16 protein-coding genes and 3 tRNA genes are annotated in these 22129 nt (G+C 67.7%); 17 read left to right on the top strand and 2 right to left on the bottom strand.

What is annotated here, in order from left to right; all coding sequences use genetic code 11:
- The first annotated feature begins 249 nt into the window (after positions 1–249).
- A complete protein-coding gene (locus AOP75_RS05745; RefSeq protein ID WP_062077332.1) occupies positions 250–1182 on the top strand; it encodes an endonuclease domain-containing protein in 933 nt (310 codons plus the stop codon).
- 128 nt (positions 1183–1310) lie between these two features.
- On the opposite strand, the gene AOP75_RS05750 is transcribed toward AOP75_RS05745, so the two are convergent.
- Positions 1311–2459 carry a diacylglycerol/lipid kinase family protein gene (locus tag AOP75_RS05750; RefSeq protein ID WP_062077333.1) on the bottom strand — a complete coding sequence of 383 codons (1149 nt, stop codon included), beginning with the start codon at positions 2457–2459 and terminating at the stop codon, positions 1311–1313.
- Positions 2460–2500: 41 nt separating this feature from the next.
- Between AOP75_RS05750 and serS the strand changes: the two genes are divergently transcribed.
- The 3 genes from serS (at position 2501) to AOP75_RS05765 (ending at position 6001) form a co-directional block, all read left to right on the top strand.
- A complete protein-coding gene (gene serS / locus AOP75_RS05755; protein ID WP_062077334.1) occupies positions 2501–3772 on the top strand; it encodes a serine--tRNA ligase in 1272 nt (423 codons plus the stop codon).
- 102 nt (positions 3773–3874) lie between these two features.
- Entirely contained in the window at positions 3875–4735 is an 861-nt protein-coding gene (locus AOP75_RS05760) for an HAD family hydrolase (protein ID WP_236683080.1), read from the top strand.
- A gap of 33 nt (positions 4736–4768) precedes the next feature.
- Positions 4769–6001, top strand: coding sequence for an AGE family epimerase/isomerase (locus AOP75_RS05765; RefSeq protein WP_062077336.1), 1233 nt, complete (start codon positions 4769–4771; stop codon positions 5999–6001).
- A 285-nt stretch (positions 6002–6286) separates the two neighbouring features.
- Here the strand turns inward: AOP75_RS05765 and AOP75_RS05770 are convergent, their stop codons facing one another.
- Positions 6287–7255, bottom strand: a complete 969-nt coding sequence (locus AOP75_RS05770) for an NAD(P)H-quinone oxidoreductase (protein WP_062077337.1) — start codon at positions 7253–7255, stop codon at positions 6287–6289.
- Positions 7256–7437: 182 nt separating this feature from the next.
- Here AOP75_RS05770 and AOP75_RS05775 point away from each other — a divergent pair, with 182 nt between their 5' ends.
- The 13 genes from AOP75_RS05775 (at position 7438) to AOP75_RS05835 (ending at position 22069) form a co-directional block, all read left to right on the top strand.
- Positions 7438–12405 carry an ATP-binding protein gene (locus AOP75_RS05775; RefSeq protein WP_062077338.1) on the top strand — a complete coding sequence of 1656 codons (4968 nt, stop codon included), beginning with the start codon at positions 7438–7440 and terminating at the stop codon, positions 12403–12405.
- A gap of 68 nt (positions 12406–12473) precedes the next feature.
- Complete coding sequence (locus AOP75_RS05780) at positions 12474–12914, top strand: roadblock/LC7 domain-containing protein (protein WP_061961390.1); 441 nt, start codon at positions 12474–12476, stop codon at positions 12912–12914.
- 9 nt (positions 12915–12923) lie between these two features.
- The gene (locus tag AOP75_RS05785) at positions 12924–13310 is read left to right on the top strand and encodes a DUF742 domain-containing protein (protein WP_062077339.1); all 387 of its coding nucleotides are present in this window, start codon (positions 12924–12926) and stop codon (positions 13308–13310) included.
- Positions 13291–13893, top strand: a complete 603-nt coding sequence (locus AOP75_RS05790) for a GTP-binding protein (protein WP_062077340.1) — start codon at positions 13291–13293, stop codon at positions 13891–13893. The genes AOP75_RS05785 and AOP75_RS05790 overlap by 20 nt, the downstream gene beginning before the upstream one ends.
- A 70-nt stretch (positions 13894–13963) precedes the next feature.
- Positions 13964–14395 carry a PIN domain-containing protein gene (locus AOP75_RS05795; protein WP_161794538.1) on the top strand — a complete coding sequence of 144 codons (432 nt, stop codon included), beginning with the start codon at positions 13964–13966 and terminating at the stop codon, positions 14393–14395.
- A 9-nt stretch (positions 14396–14404) separates the two neighbouring features.
- Positions 14405–14493: transfer RNA gene (locus tag AOP75_RS05800), tRNA-Ser, on the top strand.
- A 75-nt stretch (positions 14494–14568) separates the two neighbouring features.
- Positions 14569–14655 (top strand) — tRNA-Ser (locus AOP75_RS05805).
- A gap of 79 nt (positions 14656–14734) precedes the next feature.
- A tRNA-Arg gene (locus AOP75_RS05810) sits at positions 14735–14807 on the top strand.
- 175 nt (positions 14808–14982) lie between these two features.
- The gene (locus tag AOP75_RS05815) at positions 14983–16206 is read left to right on the top strand and encodes a zinc-dependent alcohol dehydrogenase (protein ID WP_062077342.1); all 1224 of its coding nucleotides are present in this window, start codon (positions 14983–14985) and stop codon (positions 16204–16206) included.
- A complete protein-coding gene (locus AOP75_RS05820; protein WP_062077343.1) occupies positions 16203–17231 on the top strand; it encodes an NAD-dependent epimerase/dehydratase family protein in 1029 nt (342 codons plus the stop codon). Before AOP75_RS05815 ends, AOP75_RS05820 begins: the two co-directional genes overlap by 4 nt.
- Before the next feature lie 189 nt (positions 17232–17420).
- Complete coding sequence (locus AOP75_RS05825) at positions 17421–19982, top strand: DUF5979 domain-containing protein (RefSeq protein ID WP_062077344.1); 2562 nt, start codon at positions 17421–17423, stop codon at positions 19980–19982.
- Positions 19979–21613 (top strand): DUF885 domain-containing protein, encoded by a 1635-nt coding sequence (locus tag AOP75_RS05830; protein ID WP_062077345.1) that lies wholly within the window; start codon positions 19979–19981, stop codon positions 21611–21613. Before AOP75_RS05825 ends, AOP75_RS05830 begins: the two co-directional genes overlap by 4 nt.
- A gap of 63 nt (positions 21614–21676) precedes the next feature.
- Positions 21677–22069, top strand: a complete 393-nt coding sequence (locus tag AOP75_RS05835; RefSeq protein ID WP_236683081.1) for an SHOCT domain-containing protein — start codon at positions 21677–21679, stop codon at positions 22067–22069.
- Positions 22070–22129: the final 60 nt, after the last annotated feature.

Consider the following 22129-nt stretch of genomic DNA (forward strand, 5'->3'; position numbering starts at 1 on the left):
CCTTCCCCGCCCCCTTCCCCGCCCCCTTTCCCGCCAAATGGCTCCATTTCGCTGTTTTAGCGCCCTATAACAGGCGTTTTGTGCCACTTCAGTGGCGCTAGAGGCGCTCACCGGGCCGATGCCGTGGTCACCGCCCGCTCTCGGCGAGGGCTGCCGCTGGCGTCCCCAGGGCTGATGAGCGTGCCCGGTCATCCACGGATCGTGTCCGCGTGCTGGGCGGGCCAGCGCAGCGTACCTAGCGTCTGTGCCATGACACCGCGTTCCAGGTTTGCCGTCTTCTCGCTCGTCGCCGCGTTCCAAGACTCTGGGCTGGCTCATCACCGGCGTGAGGTGGAACAACGCTGGTCCACTGCAACCCTGACGGAGGCGTTGCGCTCCGGCGACGTGGTGCGGGTGGGCCCGGCCTTGTATGCGCATCGCGATGCCGCGCACACGCTCGGGTGCAAGCTGTCGGTCGCCGCGCAGTGGCTGCCGGCCAGTGGAGCAGTGGCCGGCCGCGCGGCACTGTGGTGCGCTGGCTGGCGCGATTCCGAGCCTGCCGCGCTCCACGCCGTCGTGCCACGCGTGGTGCGGGCGCCCGCACCACGCGTCCTGACCCTCCGCCGCACTGACGTTCCGATGGATACCGACGTCATTGATGGTGTGCGCGTGGTCAACCCCGCAGATGCCCTGATCCTCGCGTGGCAATGGACGGCTTCACGTGATCGCATGGGTTTCGCGCTCGATGCCTTCCGGTCAGGGATCGTGGAGCCTCGCGATGTGGCGCGCCGGTCCGCGTTCCATCCGCGGGTGCCCCAACGCGCCCTCCTCGAGGAGGCCTGCTTGCTCGCGAGCCGCGGCGTCACGTCCATGCTGGAGTACCGGGCGCGGACAGAGGTCTTCACCGGCGACGAATGGAGCGACTGGGAGATGCAGGGTGAGGTCCGTGCGGCCGGCCGTACCTTCATCGTCGACTTGCTGCTCCGAGAAGCAAAGGTGGCCGTGGAGTTCGACGGCTCTCGCTACCACTCCGACGATGCCCGCCGGCGTCGCGACCTTGAGCGCGATGCGTTGCTCGCGAGTGAGGGGTTTGTGACCATCCGCCTCACGTGGGAGGACATCGTGGGCCGCCCAGAGTGGTGCCGCGAACAGGTGCGCAAGGTCGTGGCGCAGCGGACTGCGCAGGTGGGGTTTGGTGTCTGAGCGCCCTGAAGTGGCACAAAACGCCTGTTATAGGGCGCTAAAACAGCGAAATGGAGCCATTTGGCGGGAGGGGGCGAAGAGGGAAGGGGCGCGGCGGGACGGGGCGGAGCGCGGAAAGAGCGGCGAAGTCAGTCGACCGGGATGCGCACCGTGAGGGCCGCGGGCTCGATGTGGCCGCGCAAGCGGATCGCCCTGCCCAACGACTCTCCGTCCACCTGGACGCGCTGCGGGCTCTCCATCTCGATCGACACCGACTTGGCGCGCGCATGGTCAATCCGCGAGGTCCGCCAGGCGCGCAGTACTTCTGATTGCTTGATGCCCGCACCCTGAGCGACGACTGAGCCAAACAGCTCCGTCCACCCGACCAGCCCGCCGCGAGCGTCGAGCGTCGCGATGTCGAGCTCGCCATCAGTGATCGAGGCATCGGGGATGAGCTGCAGACCGCCGGGAAGGCGCCCCGCATTGGCCAGCAGCACGGTGCGCATCTCCGTGGTGGTGGATGGCCCGTCGTCCACGGCTACGGTCACCTTCATGCGCTTGTCGCCCAAGTGCTCGATGGCTGCGAAGAAGTAAGCGAGCCAGCCCACACGCTTCTTGAGTGTGGCGTCCGCGCTCGCGACCATCTCTGCGTCCATCCCTGCGCCAGCCATCACGAGGAACAGGTGTCGACCGTCCTCGCCATGGCCAGGGAACGCGCGCTCGACGTCCATGTATCCGACGTCGACGCGCTGGTCGGCGCCCTCGAGCACGGTGCGGAGCAGCGCGGTCGTGTCCGTCAACGGCAGGTCGAGATTGCGTGCGAACAAGTTTCCGGTCCCCATGGGGATGATGCCCATGGCGACGTCGGTGCCTGCGAGTGCATCGGCCACCGCACGAACGGTGCCGTCGCCGCCAATGGCGACCACGACATCGGCCCCCTGCGCGATGGCGGCCGCCGCCTGCCCAGTCCCCGGGTCCTCGACGGTGGTGTGCAGCCACAACGGCTCCGGCAAGTAGCGCTCCGAGCACGCGCGCATGGCGCGCTCACGCAGTTCCGCGACGCCATTCTTTGACGGGTTGGCGACGAACGCAATGAGTTGCCGCTCGCGTCCGGCGAGGGCGCCCGTGTGTTCGGCGGTGGCGGCGGAGATGGGCTTGATGCGGAGCATGCGGCGCCAAAACGGCGGCACCGACAAGGGGTCACGCGATCCGATGCGCCGTACGACCGTGATCGCCAGCGTCAACGCGATCACCGCGATGACAAGGGCGGATACCCCGAGCGTGATGGGCCAGATCATGACAGGAGCCTACCGAGCCTGCGCCCGTTAGACTCGCGCACATGATTGACCTCAAGCTTCTGCGTGCTGAGCCCGAGATTGTTCGCGAGAGCCAGCGCTCCCGCGGCGACGACCCTGCGGTGGTGGATCAGGTGCTGGCGGCGGACGCTGAACAGCGTGCGGCCTTGACGGAGTTCGAGGTCAAGCGCGCTGAGCAAAAGGCGATGGGGAAGCAGGTGGCGCAGGCCCAGGGTGACGAGAAGCAGGCGCTGCTTGCGCACACCAAGGAGCTGGCAGCTGAGGTCAAGGAGCTGCAGGCGAAGGCCGACGCCGCGGCGACCCGCGCGGTTGAGCTCGCCCGGTCGCTAGGCAACATTCCTGAGCCGGGCGTGCCGTCCGGTGGCGAAGACGACTTTGCGGTCCTGCGTCACGAGGGCACGGTGCGCGACTTTGCTGCCGAAGGCATTGAGGTGCAGGACCACCTGGCCATTGGCGAGGGCCTGCAGGCGATCGACATGGAGCGCGGTGCCAAGGTGTCTGGCGCGCGCTTTTACTTCCTCACGGGCGTGGGAGCTCAGCTGGAGTTGGCGGTGCTCAACGCCGCGATGAACCTCGCGAGCGAGCGCGGCTTTAGCCCCATGATCACGCCCACGTTGGTGCGCCCGGAGACCATGGCTGGCACGGGCTTCTTGGGCAAGCACGCCGACGAGATCTACTTCCTTGAGCGCGACGAGCTGTACCTGGTGGGCACCTCCGAGGTTGCGCTGGCGGGGTATCACTCCGACGAGATCATCGACCTGAGCGATGGCCCCAAGCGCTACGCCGGGTGGAGCGCGTGCTACCGCCGCGAGGCCGGATCGGCGGGCCGGGACACGCGCGGCATCATTCGCGTCCACCAGTTTCACAAGGTGGAGATGTTTGCCTACACGCGCGCCGAGGATGCCGCTGCGGAGCACGCGCGCTTCCTGGCCGTCGAGGAGGAGATGCTGAAGGCGCTCGAGTTGCCGTACCGCGTGATTGATACGGCGGCCGGCGACCTGGGCTCGAGCGCTGCCCGCAAGTTCGACTGCGAAGCGTGGCTGCCGAGCCAGGAGCGGTGGATGGAGGTCACGTCCACCTCAAACTGCACCACCTACCAGGCGCGACGCCTCGCGATTCGCGAGCGCGTTGACAAGGGCACCACTCCCGTCGCGACCATCAACGGCACCATCGGCACCACGCGGTGGATTGTCGCGTTGCTCGAGAACCACCAGCAGGCGGACGGTTCCGTCTATGTCCCCGAGGTGCTGCGCCCGTACCTGGGCGGCCGCGAGGTCCTGACCCCCGTCATTTAGGGCCGATGCCCCGGGGCCGCACCCTGGCACCTCACCTGTGGTGCGGGTCGGGCGGCGTGGGGGCGTCACTGGCGTGTCACCTGGCCGTCGTAGGCTCGTGTCATGAGCCCGGCCCTGGAAGACATGAATCCTCCGCTCGGTCCCGACACGTGGAGGCTGCTGGGCCTCGACATTGACGGCACCCTGATGCACTGGGGCGGTGAGATCTCGCCCGCGATTGCGCGGGCCGTCGAACAGGTGCGGATGTGTCGCAACCACGTCATCCTTGCGACGGGGCGCAACATTGTCGCCACGCTGCCCGTCGCCGAACAGCTCGGGATTCGCCGTGGCTGGGCCGTGTGTTCCAACGGCGCGGTCACGATTCGCCTGAACCCCGCGACGCCCGGCGGCTACGACATCGTGGAGACCGTGACGTTCAACCCGCGCGCCGCGCTCGAACTCATCCGGTCGGAGATCCCTGACGCGTTCTTCGCGGTCGAGGACCTGGGCGTGGGTTTCCGCGTCAGCCGCGAGTTCCCGATGGGCGAGTTGGTGGGGCGCCAGCGGGTAGTCGAGGACTTCGACGAACTGTCCCATGAGGAAGCCACTCGCGTCGTGATCCGCGCTCCGGGCGCGGACGTGAGCCACTTCGACGACCTCGTCCACCGGATTGGCCTCAACGACGTCACCTATGCCGTCGGGTACTCCGCATGGCTGGACCTCACCCCTCCAGGGGTGACCAAGGCATCGGCTCTCGAGGCGTTGCGACGCAAACTGGGGGTCTACCCCGACCACACGGTGGCCGTGGGCGACGGCAACAACGACACCGAGATGCTGCGCTGGGCCGGCCAGTCCGCGGCGATGGGCAGCGCTCCTCGAGAAGTGATGGAGGCGGCCGACGAGGTCGTGGGTTCCGTGGATGAGGACGGCCTGCTCACGGTGCTGGAGCGCCTGATCGATCCCGAGCGGCTGGCGGTTCTCTAGGCGCGGGTCGCCGGGCCTCGCTAGGGTGGCGCCATGACGTGGCTGACCACCCCTGCACATCACCGTTGGCTCGAGTCGGAGAGCGCGCGCCTCCTGGACTTTGGGCGGGGTAGTCGCCACCCGCGCGGCGGGTTTGGCGGCGTCGATGCGCAGGGAACGCTCGCGGAGGACGCGGACGCCGAACTGTGGATTACCTGCCGCATGACCCACTGCTACGCGCTGGCGACGCTCATGGGCCGGCCGGGTTCGGCTGCGCTCGTCGACCACGGCATCGACGCCCTGCGCTCGCGGCTACGGGACGACGAGCACGGTGGCTGGTTCGCCGCGGTAGGTGCCGAGGGCCCCACTGACGACTCCAAGCAGGCCTACGCGCATGCCTTTGTGGTGCTTGCCGCGTCCTCCGCGGCCGCTGCGGGCAGGCCAGAGGCGCGCGACTTGCTTGACGAGGCGCTCGAGGTGATCGAGAAGCACTTCTGGGATGACGATGCGCAGACCACGCGCGAGGACTTCAGCCGCGATTGGGAGGCGCTCGAGGACTATCGAGGCTTGAACTCCACGATGCACATGGTGGAGGCCTTTATCGCGGCAGCTGACGTCACCGGTGAGCGGGTGTGGCTCGACCGCGCCACGCGGATCGTGGAGCGGGTCATGTATGACCTCGCTCCGCGCCACGACTGGCGGTTGCCGGAACACTTCGACTCCGCTGGCACGGTCCAGCTCGACTACAACGCAGACGATCCCAAGCATCCGTTCCGGCCCTTTGGCGCCACCATTGGCCACGGCTTCGAGTGGGCTCGGCTCACCGTGCAGTTGGCGGTGTCCCTGCAGCAGCGAGGGCTAGGGGCACCCGAATGGATGGTGGATTCGGCGCGTGCGCTCTACGACGCGTCCGCGCGTGACGGTTGGACGGTTGACGGCCAGCGTGGGTTCGTCTACACAGTGGATTGGGAGGGCCAGCCGGTGGTCCGCGAACGGATGCACTGGGTGAGTGCTGAGGCCATCGCGGCCGCGGCGGTCCTGTGGCGCGCCACCAAGGTGCCGATGTACGCGGAGAATTACCAAGAGTGGTGGGACTTCGTGGGGGACCACCACCTGGACCTGAAGGACGGGTCGTGGTGGCATGAGCTGGATCCGCACTTGCAGGTAGCGGGCACGGTCTGGCCCGGCAAGGTGGATCTGTATCACGCGCTCCAGGCGACGCTCATTCCGCGCCTGCCGGTGACGCCTTCGCTGGCCTCGTCGCTGGCGGCGGGCAACCTCCCCTAACCCCCGCCCCCCCTTCGCCAAATGGCTCCATTTCGTTGTTTTACGGGGCTATAACCGCGGTTTTTTGCCATTTCACAAGGTGGGACCTGTGCGCGGGGTGCGGCGGCATCGGCCGCACAGCGATGACAGGGACGGGCCGATGCCGTGGTCACGGTGAGTGGGCGTTGTCGCGTGCGCGAGGGGTCGCCGCGCGCCGGCGCTGAAGCGGCACAAAGTGCGCGTTTTAGGGGGCTATAACAGCCAAATGGAGCCATTTGGCGAAAAGCGGGGTGGGGCGCTAGGGCGCTAGGACGCCGGGGTGAGGACCAGCTTGCCGAAGACGCCTCCGGCCCTGAGCGCGTCGTGGGCGGCCTGCGCCTCACTCAACGGATAGGTCGCGTGAATCACCGGCGCCACCTGCTCCGGAATCCACGGCCACACATGTGCGCGCACCGACGCCACAATCGCGGCCCGTTCGTCGAGCGGCCGCGATCGCAAGGTGGTGCCCACCACCCGCGCGCGCTTGGCCAACAGCCGCCCCAGGTCGAGTTCGCCGCGCGCACCGCGCTGCAGGCCAATGACGACAAGCGCACCGCCTGTGGTGAGGCACCGGAGGTTGGCGTCCAGCGCGCCTGCGCCAAGGACGTCGAGGATGACGTCCGCCCCGCCCGCCTCTCTCACCCGTGCGACCACGTCCTCGCTACGGTGGTCGATCGCGACGTCCGCGCCAAGGTCGAGGCACCGCTGCACCCGCTCGGGCCCACCGGCAGTGGTCAGCACCCGCATCCCGGCCGCGCGTGCGATCTGGATCGCGAGACTTCCAACCCCGCCGGAGCCGCCGTGGATCAGGACCGTCTGGCCTGCACGGGCGCCGGCGGCCTCGAAGTTTGACCAGGCCGTGCACGCCGCTTCCATGAGCCCGCCGGCCGCCACGAGGTCCACGCCGCCGGGTACTGGCAGCACCAGGTCGTGGTGAACGGCAACGCGGTCGGCGTAGCCGCCGCCTGGCAGGAGCGCCATGACGGCGTCGCCTGGCCGATGCCCGCTCACCTCAGCGCCCGTCCTCACCACGGTCCCGCTCACTTCAAGACCCGGCCACTCGGGCGCGCCGGGGGGAGGGGGATAGTGGCCCTCGACCTGGAGTAAGTCGGCCCGATTGACGCCGGCGCCGGCCACATCGATGAGCACGTCGTGCGGCCCTGGTTCAGGTTCGGGCGCCTGGGCCGGTGCCAGGAATGCCCCAGAAGTTCCCGTCTGGGAAGTGGAAATGATCACACCGCACCCCTAAGGTTTCGCGTCGTCACCGCCACGTTATAGCGTGTCCACTCAAAGATGGGCTCACATCTCTTCAAGGTTGTTGGTGGACGCGCCGATAACCCGAGGAGCCGGGACGGCAGTGACGTCGCCCCGGTGATTCGTGTGTGGCGGATCATGATGGCTCGTGAGGGTGAGGGTAAATGCTCGACAGACTGGGTATCCGGGGCAAGGTGCTGGCGGTTGTCGCCGTGCCAATTCTGGTCCTCATCCTTGCCGCAGGCTTCATTGTCGCGCAGGCCGCTCAGTCGCTGGGCCAGGCCCGCGACGCCGAGCGAGTCCTTGGCGTCCTAACGTCGATCCAGGACGTCCAAGGCGACTTCCAAAACGAACGCTGGGCCGCGACCAACTTTGTGCACGCCATTCAGGACGGCGGGAGCAAGTTGGACGACTCCTACGACTCCACTGACGCCGCGCTGGCCGACATCCAGGAACAACTCGACGTGCTCGCCGCGGACTCCGAGATCACCGCAGAGGGGCCGTCGGTCGAGGAGATTCAGACCGAGCTCGACTCCGCAATCTCGCGCACCGCCTCGGGCGCGTACCTTGCTGACCCTCGCTCAGTGACCATTGGCGTGCCGACCGAGGAATCCGGCGGCTGGGTCGTGTTCCCCACCGAGGACGCCATTGCCGGAATGCAGAGCGGGTATGAGTCTGCTGCGGATGCCGTTGACGCGCTCGCGGACTCGCTGCCGGATGAGTACGACCTTGACGTGCCGCTCGCCGCGCTCGCCTTCCGTATCGGAAACGAGTCTTCCTTCGCCACCAACCTTTTCACCGAGCCGCAGGAGTACCGCTCGGAGCTCGAGCAGGCGGCCAACGCCGTGAACAGCTCGGTGCAGCAACTCGGTGTCGACTCTTCGCTGCTGCAGGTTAACGCTGAGAACGAGCAGGCGATCGCGGTCCTGAACGAGGCAGAGGAAGCACTCGCCTCGCTGCCGCAGATCCGTCAGTCGACCATGGACGCCAGCGTCAACGTGTCCTTCCTGACGAACTTCTACTCCGCGGTGATTGACGCGACCGTGCGGTCCTCGAACGTCGTGGGCGTGACGATGGGCAACTCGGACATCGTGTCGAACCTGCAGGCATTCGCCGACCTTGACCTCCTCGTCGAGTCCATGCTCTTCGAGGAAGCCGTGACGCAGCGCCTGATCCGTGCGGGTGAGTACCTCCCCGGTGAAGAGGCGCAGGTTCGTACGATGACCACGCGCACGGACATCGCATTGTCTTCCTCGCAGCAGGCGAACGCTGGTATCGACGGTGCTCCCGAGGTGCCCGGCTATGGCGCCTCTGCGGCTGACGTCGACGGCGACGCCGACTCGTTTGTCTCCGTGCGAACCCAGGTGCTGTCCGGCCTGAACGCGGCCCTGGTGGGTGAGCGCGAGTCCAACTGGCCCGCTCAGGTTGAGGCCGAAGTCGCGGTTTACCAGGATATTCGCACCGAGATGTGGGACCGCGTCGAGAGCGCCGCGTCGTCGGCTCGCTCGTCTGCGCTTCTCCAGACCATCCTGACCGCCGTCGCGGCCGTCGTGATTATTGGGTTCTCGCTCGTGGTGGCGCTCCTGATCGCTCGCCGCATCGTTGGTCCTATGCGCCGCCTGACCACGACGGCTACCGCCGTGCGTACCGAGCTTCCGCGTCTCGTGGAGCGTGTCGCGGTCCCCGGTGAAGACGTGGACGTGTCCGAGGTGCAGATCCCCGTGGAGTCGCAGGATGAGGTGGGCCGTCTGGCCGATGCCTTTAACGCGATTAATGCCACGACGCTGGGCATTGCGGCTGAGCAGGCCGCTCTGCGTGGATCGATCTCTGAGATGTTCGTCAACGTCGCGCGTCGCGACCAGGTGCTGCTGAACCGCCAGCTCGCGTCGATTGATGACATGGAGCGCACTGAGGACGACCCGGACACGCTGACCAAGCTGTTCGCGCTGGACCACCTCGCTACCCGAATGCGTCGTAACTCGGAGTCGCTGCTGGTGCTCGCAGGCATCGACACCGGCCGCCGTCTGCGCCGGCCCATGCCGCTGTCCGACGTGATCCGTACGGCATCGTCCGAGATCGAGTTGTACGAGCGGGTCGAGCTCGACCTGCACGACGACCCCGCGATGCTCGGTCACGCCGCGTTGACGACCGCCCACCTGTTCGCGGAGCTGCTCGAGAACGCGACGGTGTTCTCTGACCCGGGCTCGCCGGTCACCGTGACGACGTCGCGTACCGATGCGGGCTACATCGTGACCGTGTCCGATGATGGCATCGGCATGACCGAGTCCGAGGTCGGTGACGCAAATGCGCGTGTGGCCTCGACGGCTGCGTCCGAGATTCTGGGTGCGCAGCGACTGGGCCTGTTCGTGGTCGGTCGTATTGCCCGCCGTGTGGGTGCGACCGTGTCCATCGAATCCCGCGAGGGTGAAGGCACCGTCGCGACGGTCACGCTGCCGTCGGCACTGTTCGCCACGGATGCCCCCGACGCGTTCGCTCCGCAGACCACGTCGCCTGCTGCGTCCGCGCCGGCTGCTCCCGACCACAACCGTCCGGCTGCCGCCCCCGCAGCCTTGGCGGGAGCGGCGTACGCGCCCGCTGCCGTCGAAGAGGGCGCGATCCTCGCTGGGCGCGGTGGCGACGCACTGCCCGCTCGCGGCGGCGACGCGCTCCCGGCACGCGGTGACTCGCTGCCCGCCCGGGGTGGCTTGCCCGCTCGCGGACAGGCGCCGGCAACTGACGGCAACTCCATCGATGAGCTCATTGCTGCGGATGCCGCTGCGGCCCCTGAGGCTGAGCCGACCAACCCCGAGTCGCTGACAGACGGCTCCAGCGCGGCGGGCCTCCCTGCACGCCGTCGCCGGACGGCGCCCACCGCAGCGGACGAGGACCACGAGCGCAAGTCCGTCGTGGGCCTTCCTGCCCGCGCCACGGACGCACAGCTGAGCGCCTTGGCTGCCGAGGCGGACTCGGGCTTCATGCCTGCCGTTCCCGCTGGGGAGATCGCGCCACAGTCGGCCGAGGAGCGCGCGTCGATGTTCCGTGGCTTCCGGTCGCGCCGCGAGACCGAACAGGAAGTGGGCGGCGCTGCGCCGCTGCCCTCGCGCCGCCGCCCCGAGCAGGAGGCCGATGCTCTTGGCTCCGACGAGGCCGACGCCGCTCCAGTAGTGCCCGGTTTGGAGCCGGACGACGATGCTTCCGGCGACGACTCCTCGGGCGTGGCGACGGCTGCTGGTGCCGCCGCCGCTGGCGCGGCCGCGTTCTCTGCGGCCGCATTCTTTGGCGGGCGCGACCGCTCCGCTCAGTCGGTGCCTGGCGGTGTCGACGAGCACGCCGGTGCCACGGCAGCCGAGCCGTGGGACGCGCAGGATGCCTTCGCGGCGCCCGCAGCCACAGACAGCGCACCCGCAGCGGCACCCGAGCCCGAGCCCGAGCCCGAACCGGAGCCGGAGCCCGAACCCATCCCCACGTACGAGCTTGAGCCCGACGCCGACGCTGGCGTCGCAGGCTTCCGCATGCCGAAGTTCGACGCCGCGACGACGGGCCAGTTCGCCGCGATCCGTGACGACGAGCAGCCTGCGGGCAGTGACGACAATGCCGCCGACGAGGCGCCAGCAACCGAGGCGGGCGACATGCCCGCGCCTCAGGTCAACGAGCAGCCGTCCCTCGCGCCGGAAATCCTGCACGACGATGCGCGCGCCGCGGAGACTCCGCAGCCTGCGCACGAGCCGTCCTTGCCCGGAGCCCAGGAACCCGCGTTCGATCCCGCCGCTGCGTTCGTGATCCCCTCGCTTGAGGATGACGAGCCGGCAGCCGAGGAAGCGTACGAAGACGCGGAAGAAGCGAGCCCTCAAGCCGCTCCGCCGGTCAATCCGTTCGCGCCCGTCTTTGGTGCCGCCGCCAGCGCGCCCGAGCAGCCCTCGGTCGTGGATGACGAGCCCGAAGCGATCGCACCCGCCCCATGGTCCGTGCCCGAGCAGCCCAGCGAGCAGACGCAAGATGAGCCCGGCTACGGTCAGCCGTTCTCCTCGAGCGCCCCAGAGCCCGCCGCTCCAGAGCCATGGGTGGGAATCGACCCGTCGGCCCCTCAGACCCCGGTCGTCGCCCCGCAGCCGTGGACCCGGACCCCATCACCTGTGTCGGCAGCATCCGCGGCTCCCGTCGCGGCTGCCTCCGCGGACTCGCCGCAGCTGGACGCACTGATCCAGAGCGCGGTCGAGGACGACCACAAGCCCGGCTTCTTCTCCCGCCTGTTTGGGCGTGGCAAGTCGGAGTCCCCGGCACCGGTCCAGGAGAGCCCCGTGTCTGCGCAGTCGGCAGCACCCGCCTCCGCGCCATCGGCTGCCACCTTCGAACCGGCACCCGAGCCCGCGCCTCAGGCGGATGCCCCCGCGCAGCCGGATTCGGCGCCTCAGCGGGCATCGTTCATGCCCGTCGCGACCCCCGCACCCGAGCCCGAGCCCGCCCCAGCGGAACCGGAGCCCTGGGCGCCGCCGGCGTACGCCGGATCGCAGGCATCGGCCGCAGAAGCCTGGGCACCACCGGTCCCCGAACCGTCCGCGGACCAGCCCCGTGCGTACGAGCCTGCACCGCAGGCATTCGCGCCTGAGCCCCAGGCCCAGCCGCAGTCCTTCCAGCCTGCCCAGTCGTTTGAGCCCGAGCCTCAAGCACCTCAGGCCGAACAGTGGCCCGAGCCCACGCCGACCGACAGCCCCACGTCGTTCACGCCCGACGACCTGGCACGTGCGACCGGGTGGGAGGCCGCCGGCCAGAGTGCGTTGCAGGCCGCCGAGCCCGAGAACGCTGCGGGCGGCTACCAGCCGATCATTCAGCCCGAGCCGCTCGAGCACGATGAGCCCGACGTCACCTCTGCGGTGTTCTCGGAACTGTCGTCGCTGGCTTCTGAACGGCCCAAGATCGAGAAGACCCGTGCGGGCCTGCAAAAGCGCCGTCCGTCCGACGCCCCCAAGGTCGAGGTGAAGCCTCTGGAGGCCGAAGCCGAGGTCAAGCCGGCAGAACGTGACGCCGACGCAGTGCGCCAACGGTTCAGTTCCTTCTACTCTGGCACTCAGCGGGCCCGCTCGGACGTTGAGTCGATGGACAATATCCCGAGCAACCCCGGATCGCAGCAGTAGCCGCTGATGATGATCTTCAACCACCTACACGCGCTCCCTACAGGGAGCAGCAACCTCAAGGAGGACCAGTGACCGAGCTGAGTACGGAGGCCACCAACTTCGGATGGCTCCTGGACAACTTCGTCCAGACGGTGCCCGGCACCCGCCACACGCTCGTCGTCAGTGCCGACGGCCTACTGATGGCGATGTCGAAGAACCTGGACCGCACGGGCGGCGACACGCTCGCCGCAGTGGTCTCGGGTATGGCAAGCCTGACGCGTGGCGCCGCGCGCCAGCTCCAGGCAGGTGAGGTGCGTCAGTCCATCATCGAGATGGACGAGCTCTTCCTGTTCCTGATGAGCGTGTCCAACGGTTCGGTTCTGGCCGTGGCCGCCGACTCCACGTGCGATGTGGGTCTGGTGGGCTACGAGATGACGCTGCTCGTGTCGCGTACGGAAAACGCGCTCACGCCGCAGCTGATCACCGAGATGCGCCAGAACCTGCCGACCGACGGTGAAATTCGCGCCTAGGGGCAGACCATGAGTGATCAGGCTTACGACGACGAGGCCTACACAGTCCGGCCCTATGCCGTGACCGGTGGGCGCGTGAGTGCCGCCAGCAAGGACCTTCCCATGGAGGCCCTGGTGGAAGCGCGCCCCGACGCACAGAATTCCCGGGGTCTGACCCCGGAGAAGAAAAAGATCCTTCAGCTCGCTGAGGGTCAATATCAATCCATCGCCGAGCTCTCGGCCCACACCCGGCTGCCGCTGGGAGTGGTCCGTGTCTTGGTGACGGACCTTGCTACTGAACAACACCTGGTGATTCATACCGGCGGCACCGTCAACGACAAGTCAACGCATGACGAGTCCGGCGAATTGTCGCTCAGTCTTCTGGAGAGTGTCCTTGATGGCATCGCAGCCCTCTGACGCCGCGGTCGCGCCCAGCGCCCCGCACGTCGCTCCTACCGTCGTCAAGATCGTGATTGCTGGCGGCTTTGCCGTGGGCAAGACGACCTTTATCGGCTCCATCTCCGACATTGATCCCCTCAACACTGAGGCGGCGATGACGGAGAAGTCCCTTGGCGTCGACGACGCAGGCGGCGTGACGGACCGCAAGACCACGACCACGGTGGCGATGGACTTCGGTCGCATCGCCCTTCCCGGCTCGCTGTGGCTGTACCTGTTCGGCACGCCTGGACAGGATCGCTTCCTGTTTATGTGGGACGACCTGGTGCGCGGCGCTATTGGCGCCGTGGTCCTCGTGGACACGGAACGTCTTGAGCAGTGCTTCCCCGCCGTGGACTACTTCGAGGGACGCGGCGTGCCGTTCATTGTCTGCGTGAACTGCTTCGATGGCGTGGCGCGTCACAAGCTCGAGGATGTGCGCGAGGCGCTCGGCATTCCCGACGAGGTGCCCATGATGTACACGGACGCCCGCGAGAAGTCCGCCACCAAGCAAGCCCTGATCGCGGTCGTTCAGCTCGCGATGCGCCAGCTCCAGGGGAGCTGACCATAGACGGCCGATGCGTGCGCAACGGCGCGTACGCATCGGCTGGCCCGCGCGGGCTATCCTGTCTCGCGTGATCTACCTCGACGGCTCCGCACTGTGCAGGTTTCTGCCTGGCGTGCGGTACTTCGACGAGTTCAGTGCGTGGGTCCTGCCACGGCTCGATCAGGTGGCGACCACCCAGTTGGGCCTCACTGAGGTGCGGCAGACGGCGGAACTGTATCCCCGTGAAGAGAAGTCGCGCGCGTTTGGTGTGGTCGAGCAGATTCGTACCAAGGTGCCGGTGATCCGGTTTTCCGACCAAAACGTCGGCATCTCGACGCATGCGTCTGCGGTGTTGCGTCCGTTCGCGGCGTTGCACCTGGGCGCGGCGGTCGCTCACCCCCATATCGACACCGTGTGCACCTATGATGCGGACCTCGCCAAGGTGGCGGAGATCTACGAACTCCGCGTCGTTTCGCCAGGGATGCCAGAAGGCTGGCACAATGGCACGGCCAGGGCGTGAGTCCTGACGGGAGAGTTGACCGAGTGGCCGAAGGTGACGGTCTTGAAAACCGTTGAGGCGTTTTAGCGTCTCCGTGGGTTCGAATCCCACACTCTCCGCTCATGCCCCTCCGGGGGCCGGGCCGCTTTGCTCAGCGCGGCCCGCGACCGGTACCCTGTGGGGGCACCACTCATGGAGACGTGACTGAGCGGCCGAAAGTGCATCCCTGCTAAGGATGTGATGGGGTAACCCATCCGTGGGTTCGAATCCCACCGTCTCCGCTGCCGCGAGAGGGGCTGGCCGGTGTTCTTCGGGACATCGAAAAGCCTGTATACTCGTGTCTCGGCCCTGATGGGCCACGCGCCCGTAGCTCAACGGATAGAGCATCTGACTACGGATCAGAAGGTTGGGGGTTCGAATCCCTCCGGGCGCGCTTTTGATGGTTAAGGCCCTCACCTCGCGGTGGGGGCCTTCGCCGTTTCCGGGGAAGCATGGTGGCCTCGCTTGCGTTACTCCTGAAGCCGACCTGCCGGTAGCGGCGGCTCGGTATGGAGCACGCGACCGGGAGGAAGCATGATGCAACGCAACGAAGCGCTGGGGGCTGACCAATGCGCGCATTGACGTGGCAAGGACGTGAGAACCTGCGAGTCGAGACCGTCCCTGATCCCACCATCGTCGACCCAACCGATGCCATCATTCGGGTGACCTCGACCGCCATATGTGGCTCGGACTTGCACCTGTATTCGATGCTGGGTGCCTACCTGTCGCCAGGCGACATCCTGGGCCACGAGGCCATGGGCGTGGTGGAAGAGGTGGGCTCGCAAGCCTCACGGCTGTCCCCGGGCGACCGCGTGGTGGTGCCGTTCGGGATCGCGTGCGGGAGTTGCTTCATGTGCCGGCGCGGCCTGCAGTCTCAGTGCGAGACCACCCAGGTCACGGAAGAAGGCAAGGGCGCGGCGTTGTTTGGCTACACGCGCATGTACGGTTCCGTTCCGGGCGGCCAGGCCGAGTACGTGCGTGTTCCGCAGGCACACGTGGGCCCGGTGGTGGTCCCCGATGATGGCGAACCGGACGAGCGTTACCTGTATTTGTCTGACGTACTCCCGACCGCATGGCAGGCGGTCGAGTACGCGAACGTGCCGCATGGTGGCACGGTCGCTGTGGTGGGACTGGGACCCATTGGGCAGATGGCGGCGCGCGTGGCGCGGCTGCGAGGGGCGAGCACGGTCATTGGACTCGACTCGGTTCCCGAACGCCTCGCGATGGCGCGCCGGCACGGCATTGACGTTATTGACCTGAACGACGTCGACGATGTGGTGGCGGCCGTGCGGGAACGCACGGGCGGCAGGGGCGTCGATGGCTCGATCGACGCTGTCGGCATGGAAGCGCACGGCTCACCGGTCGCGCACATGGGTCACAGCGTGGTGAGTCGCCTGCCCGATGCACTGGCGGAGCCACTCATGGAGCACGCCGCCGTCGACCGGCTCGATGCCCTGCACACCGCGATTGCGCTGGCTCGTCGCGGTGGCACGGTGTCGGTGGTGGGCGTGTACGGCGGCGCGATTGATCCGATGCCGATGATGGAGATCTTTGACCGGCAACTGACGCTGAGGTTCGGGCAGGCGAATGTGCTGCGATGGATCCCGGACATTTTGCCGCATGTCTCCGACCCTGCTGACCCCCTGGGGGTGCTCGACCTGCGCACTCACAGGGTTGCGCTCGAGGACGCCGTTGGCGCATACGACATGTTCCAAAAGAAGCATGACGGGTGCATCAAGGTCGTGCTCGACCCGAACGCGAGCGCCACCGCCGCGGCGAGCGTCGACTCATGAAGGTGGCGGTGATAGGGGCCAGCGGCAACGCTGGCACGGGCCTGTTGCGGGCTTTGCGTGGGGCCGCAGAAGTGACCGAGGTGGTCGCCGTGGCGCGCCGCACACCGCGGTCAACGCCCCCGGCGCCCTACGACGTGGCCCGGTGGGTCAGCGCTGATGTCGCGGCAGACGACGGTGAGGCGGTCGAGGCCGCGTTGGTCGCCGCCATGCAGGGCGCTAGCGCGGTAGTGCAGTTGGCATGGGCGATTCAGCCCAACCATGACCGCGAGCTCCTGCGCCGCACCAACGTTGACGGCACTCGCCGCGTGCTCGCTGCAGCGGCGCGCGCCGGGGTGGGGCACGTCGTCGTCGCCTCGTCGGTGGGCGCCTACTCGCCGGCGCACGACGACGCACTGCATGACGAGACCTGGCCTGTGCGGGGGATTCCCGCCTCCGAGTACAGCGTCGACAAGGCAGATGTCGAGCTGCTGCTGAACGCCTTCGAACGGGACCACCCCGAGGTGGTGCTGACACGCCTGCGACCCGCGCTGATTTTCCAGCGCGACGCGGGCTCACAGATGACGAGGTACTTCCTGGGGAAGTGGATGCCCGGCGTTGCTTTCTCCGGTCATCTCCCCGTATTGCCGTGGCCGACGGGCTTGCGGCTGCAGGCAGTGCACGCGGACGACATCGGCGAGGCCTATCTGGCTGCGATTCGTCACAGTACGGGCGGAGCCTTCAACGTTGCTGCTGACGGCGTGTTGGGGGGCGAGGAAGTCGCGAGCGTGCTGTCCGGCGGCCGTTGGAGGGACGTGCCGGTCCCTGCGGCGCGCGCCGCGGTCTCGGCGGGCTGGAATGCTCGGGCGCTTCCTGTGAGTCCCGGCTGGATCGACATGGGTAGCGGTGCGCCCCTCATGGACACCTCGCGAGTGAGGGATGAGTGGGGGTGGGCTCCGTCGTACACGGCGCTTGAGGCGCTGCGGGAGGTGGTTCGCGGGATCAGGGACTCAGCGGGCGCAGCGAGCCCGCCATTGCGCCCTCGATAGCCGCAGAGCCATCGGTGGCTGCGCGCAGAGAGTGGGACCACAGTCCCAAGTGTGAGCGAGATCACACAGGGATGATGGAACTGGTCACAACGATATGACCAGCCGGTGTCACCGCCTCGAGGCGAACACCAAGATTGATCTTCACACTCCAGGCGAGTCCGGTCCCCACCTCGCTTATAGGAGTTCGCCATGTGGTCCCCACTGTCCACCGTTCACCCCCTGTCATTGCCACGGGTTCTTGCCCGTGCCATCGCGGTGCTCGCCATCGCAGTCGTAGCAATGGTCGTCGGCTTCGCCGGCGCCACCCCAGCGCTCGCCGCGAGCGCAGACTCGGCCGCCGTTGCAGCGGTTGACGACGCCGCCACTCCCGCACCCGTCACGAGCCCCGACGCCACTGTGCCCACCCCCACCCCGGCTGAGCCCTCGACGGCCGACGTGCCGGCATCGGCCCTTCCAGAGCCCTCGCCCCAGCCGACTGCGGCAGCAACGGCTGCCACGCGCGCCAGTACCGAGAACGACGCCGGCGCCCGCGCACCCACGCCCGTCGCCACCCCCGAGCCTTCAGCCACCCCCGTCGCCGACGTCGACTCGCTTGACGTGCCGAACCCCGCGCCTCCCGCCGCAGTGGACGCGATCACCCAGGTGTCCACGGATGCAGCCCGTGCAACCGACGGCTCACCCCTCACCCTTAAAGCCCAATGGGCCCTGCCGACCGGCACCGTCGCCGGCCAGCACTTCGGACTCGACCTCCCGCCGGCCCTCACCGGCCACGACATTGCCCCATTCCCCCTCCTGGACTCCGCGGGCGACGAGGTCGGCACCTGCACCGTCACGCCTCGCGCCATCGACTGCGTGACCGGCGACTACGTCGAACACCACAGCAACGTCCACGGCGACGTGTGGATCACCGTCACGGCCCACGCCACCACCCATCAGCAGGAAGTCGCCCTCACCGACCTCGCCGGTGTCCGCCACACTGTCGCACTCGACCTCACCCCTCGGACGCCATCACCCACCCGTCCGACCGTGCACCACGCTTACGTCCCGCGTACTGACGTCACCAAGCGCGCCGTCGGTTCATCCGCGGACGCGCACCGCATCGACTGGGAAGTCACGTTGCCGGCGCACCCTGGGCGTGTGGACCTGGCCGATGCCTGGACTGCGTCAGGAGTGGACGCTTCAGACATCTCGCTTCACCGCACACCCTCCGTGACCTGCAAGGCTGCCGACAGCGGCCACACTTCCGCGGTGGGCAGCCAGCACCTCAAGGTGACAGAGACCAGCGACGGATTCGAGCTGGGTATCACCGGCAACTGCACCGGCACCTACATCGTGAAGTACTCGACCGACGTGCCTGCCACGGCTACGCACGCCTCCGTGAGGAACGAAGCGAGCGTGCAGGGGATCGGCACTGCCACCGCGCACAAGGACTGGAGCGCTCCCAGCAGCCTGCGCAAGAGCGTGAAGGCAGACAACAACGCCCGTTCAGCCGCGTGGACCGTACGCGTCGACGCCACCCTGCCCCGCAGCGGCGCGCTGACGGTGCGGGACACCTACTCCGACCGCCTGACGGTGGACATGAGTTCCATCAAGGTCGCGTGCCAGGTACTCGGCACCAACCGGCACATGGATGCACACTCATGGACCTCAGCGTCCTCTGACGCCAGCAAGCACGTCCTGCAAGTCGACATCACGGACACCGCGTGCGCGGTCGACGGGGGCGTATACCTGTTGAACTACACCACGGCTTACCCGCGCGACGCATTCAACGGCGAGGTGTACGACAACGCTGTCCAGGTCGCCACCCAGCACACCACCCGCTCGGTGACCTACGAAGCCGCCGCGGGCGGTGCTGCAGCGGGAACACCCATGTGGGCGCTGAAGATCACCAAGGACGTCACCGGGCCCGGTTCCGACATGGTCGGCGGTGCGTCGTTCCCCGTGCAGTGGTCCTGGAGTGCCGGTGGCCGGAGCGATCACGGCACCGTGAATGTCTCGGATGGTGAGAGCGCCACCGTGGCTCGCATCCCTGCGGGCGCCACCGTCACCCTCACCGAGGGCGTTACCGCCGTTGACGGCGTGTGGTTCGCCGCCCCCGAGTTCTCCGGCGACCACGTCACCGCCACCGGATCTCGGTCGGCCACAGTGACAGCAGATTCCGGCACCGCCGCGGTGTCGTTGGAAAACCCGACCTCACTGGTCCCCGTCGCCACGCCGCACGCGGCACCTCACCAGGTGCCTAGCTTGGTGCCGACGCCGACTCCGGTTGCGACGCCTGGTTTGGTGCCGTCGCCGGTGGTGGCTCCGTCGCTGGTGCCGAGCTTGGTGCCGACGCCGACTCCGGTTGCGACGCCTGGTTTGGTGCCGTCGCCGGTCGTAGCCCCGCACCGGGTGCCGACCCTGACTCCCACCCCGACCCCCATCGCGACACCCCCGCTGGTACCGGCGAAGCTCACTCCGCTGAACCCTGGCGAGGTGACCCCGCCCACGCAGGTGACCCCGCCCACGCAGGTGACCCCGCCCACGCAGGTGACGCCGACCACGCGCGTGACGACCACGGAGACTCCTGCCACTCCGCACCGGCCCGTGCCCGTGCCGGAGCCCGCGGCACACACTCCTCACGTGCCCCAGTCGCTCGCGCACACCGGCCCCAACCCCATGCCATACGTGGGCGTTGCCATCGCCTTGCTCGGGCTGGGCGCTGGCCTTGTCGTCGCGGACCGTCGGCGAAAGGTTAGGGTCGAAGGGTGAGCACACTGACTGATCTGGCCGACGACTACTACGCCTATCGACAGAGCACGGACATCAACCGGCTCATGTGGGACGGCTCGCTCGAGCGGCTCGCCGAGTGGGAGGACGTGTCTCCCGAAGGTGTCGCTGAGCGGCAGCGTGTGCTTCACGAGTTCGCCGACCAGGCGGAGTCCTGCGAGATCGACCAGACCGATCCGCACGCCGTGGCCCTTCGCGACGCAGTGATCCACACCGCTCGCGCTGAGGCCGTGCAGTTGCAGTGGTCGGTGGAACTGGGAGACGTCAACCCGCACATGGGCGTACTTGCCCTCGCACAGGTGTTCTTGGCACGGTTCCCGCTGGCAAGCGACGAGGACGGCGAGGCCTACATCGCCAAGCTGCGAGCGCTGCCCACCATGCTCGACGACATGGTGGCGGTGGTGCAGGCGGCGGCGCTTGAAGGACGGGTCGCGTTGGCGCTGCACCTGCGCCGCACCGCTGAGTCCTTGCGTGCGCTCGCGGCTGAGCCCGCGCCGCTGATGGCCCAGGCCGCCCCCACGCGCGCCACCGACGCTGGCCACTGGGCTCAGGAGCGGGACATGACGGTGCGCGAGCACGTGGTGCCGGCGTTGGAACGGTGCGCAGAGGCGCTGGACGCGGCCGCGCGCCGTGGCCGTCAGGAGGAGCAGCCGGGTCTGGTCCACCTTGAGGGCGGCGCGGAACTGTACGAGCGCCTTGTCCACGCGTACACCACGGTGCCTATGAGCGCCGCCGAGGTTCACGAGCTTGGCCTCCAGGTCATCGACGCCCTGGAGGTCGAGTACCGGGAGGTGGCTGGACCGCTTCTTGGTACGGACGACAACGCGGAGATCTACGCACGGCTGCGCGACGACTCGTCTATGCATTACACCTCGGGAGAGGACATCGTTGCGGATGCAACGGCGGCGCTCGAGCGCGCCACTGCGGCTGCGCCCCAGTGGTTTGCAACCATCCCGCAGTCGCCGTGTGTTGCGCACGCCACCCAGGCGGGACCGGTCGCGTTTTACTCGCCGCCGTCACCGGCCGCAGGCAAGCCCGGCGAGTTCTTCTTCAACGCAGCGGATCCGGCGGTGTGGTCTACCTATGAGCTTGAGGCCATCGCCTTTCACGAGGCCATTCCCGGCCACCACTTGCAATTCGCCCTACACGCGGAAGCCGACAACCTCCACCCCGTCCTCAAGCACCTCAACGTGACGGCTTACCTCGAGGGGTGGGGCCTGTACACGGAGCGGCTGGCGGATGAGATGGGGCTGTATTCGTCCGACATGGCCCGCATGGGTATCCTCGCCGCCGACTCGCTCCGCGCCTGCCGCCTCGTGGTTGACACGGGCATGCACGCGCTGGGGTGGTCTCGCGGCGAGGCCATCGACTACATGGTTGCCCACTGTCCGCTGAGCCGGGACCAGATCACGCAGGAAGTGGACCGCTACATCGGCCTGCCAGGGCAGGCGCTGGCATACATGGTGGGCCGGCGAGAGATCGAGTCAATCCGTGCTGAGGCCCAGTCGCGAGAGAACTTCGACATTCGCCTCTTCCACGACGCAGTCCTGCGCTACGGCATGGTTCCCCTTCCCACGCTGCGCCGCCTCGTTTTGGGTGCGCAGAGCCGCTAGGCTAACAACGTCGCCGCTTGAGCGCGGAGACCGCAACATTTCCGTTTCTCAAGGAGCAACCCCGTGGACTTCTTCGCCAGCATTCTCGACATTCTGTTCCTGACGCTGTGGATCTTCGTCATGGTCGCGTTCTTCGTGGTCATCATCCGCATCATCATGGACATCTTCCGTGACCAGGAGCTTGGGGGTCTGGGCAAGACGCTCTGGACCATCTTCGTCATCCTGCTGCCCGTCCTGGGCGCCCTGATTTACCTGATCGCTCGTGGCCGTGGCATGTCCCGCCGCGACGCTCAGCAGGCGGCCTCTGTGCACGCCGCACAGGTGGAGTACACCAAGAACCTCATGTCGGAGGCTGGTCCCGCCGGTGAGATCAAGGCTGCCAAGGAGCTCCTCGACTCCGGCGCCATCTCGCAGGAAGAGTTCGAGGCTCTCAAGGCCAAGGCTCTCAGCAAGTAACGCGTCTACTCGCGCGACGGCGCTCGGACCCCTTCGGTCCGGGCGCCGTTCTTGTGTGCG

Origin of the sequence: Demequina globuliformis, assembly GCF_000975155.1 — a bacterium.
Taxonomy (GTDB): Bacteria; Actinomycetota; Actinomycetes; order Actinomycetales; family Demequinaceae; genus Demequina; species Demequina globuliformis.

What these genes read in the sequence shown, in the direction of transcription:
- AOP75_RS05775 (WP_062077338.1), top strand. Translation starts at nt 7,438, where the DNA reads ATGCTCGACAGACTGGGTATCCGGGGCAAGGTGCTGGCGGTTGTCGCC.
- AOP75_RS05820 (WP_062077343.1), top strand. Translation starts at nt 16,203, where the DNA reads ATGAAGGTGGCGGTGATAGGGGCCAGCGGCAACGCTGGCACGGGCCTG.
- AOP75_RS05745 (WP_062077332.1), top strand. Translation starts at nt 250, where the DNA reads ATGACACCGCGTTCCAGGTTTGCCGTCTTCTCGCTCGTCGCCGCGTTC.
- AOP75_RS05815 (WP_062077342.1), top strand. Translation starts at nt 14,983, where the DNA reads ATGCGCGCATTGACGTGGCAAGGACGTGAGAACCTGCGAGTCGAGACC.
- AOP75_RS05785 (WP_062077339.1), top strand. Translation starts at nt 12,924, where the DNA reads ATGAGTGATCAGGCTTACGACGACGAGGCCTACACAGTCCGGCCCTAT.
- AOP75_RS05750 (WP_062077333.1), bottom strand. Translation starts at nt 2,459, where the DNA reads ATGATCTGGCCCATCACGCTCGGGGTATCCGCCCTTGTCATCGCGGTG.
- serS (WP_062077334.1), top strand. Translation starts at nt 2,501, where the DNA reads ATGATTGACCTCAAGCTTCTGCGTGCTGAGCCCGAGATTGTTCGCGAG.
- AOP75_RS05790 (WP_062077340.1), top strand. Translation starts at nt 13,291, where the DNA reads ATGGCATCGCAGCCCTCTGACGCCGCGGTCGCGCCCAGCGCCCCGCAC.
- AOP75_RS05765 (WP_062077336.1), top strand. Translation starts at nt 4,769, where the DNA reads ATGACGTGGCTGACCACCCCTGCACATCACCGTTGGCTCGAGTCGGAG.
- AOP75_RS05760 (WP_236683080.1), top strand. Translation starts at nt 3,875, where the DNA reads ATGAGCCCGGCCCTGGAAGACATGAATCCTCCGCTCGGTCCCGACACG.
- AOP75_RS05825 (WP_062077344.1), top strand. Translation starts at nt 17,421, where the DNA reads ATGTGGTCCCCACTGTCCACCGTTCACCCCCTGTCATTGCCACGGGTT.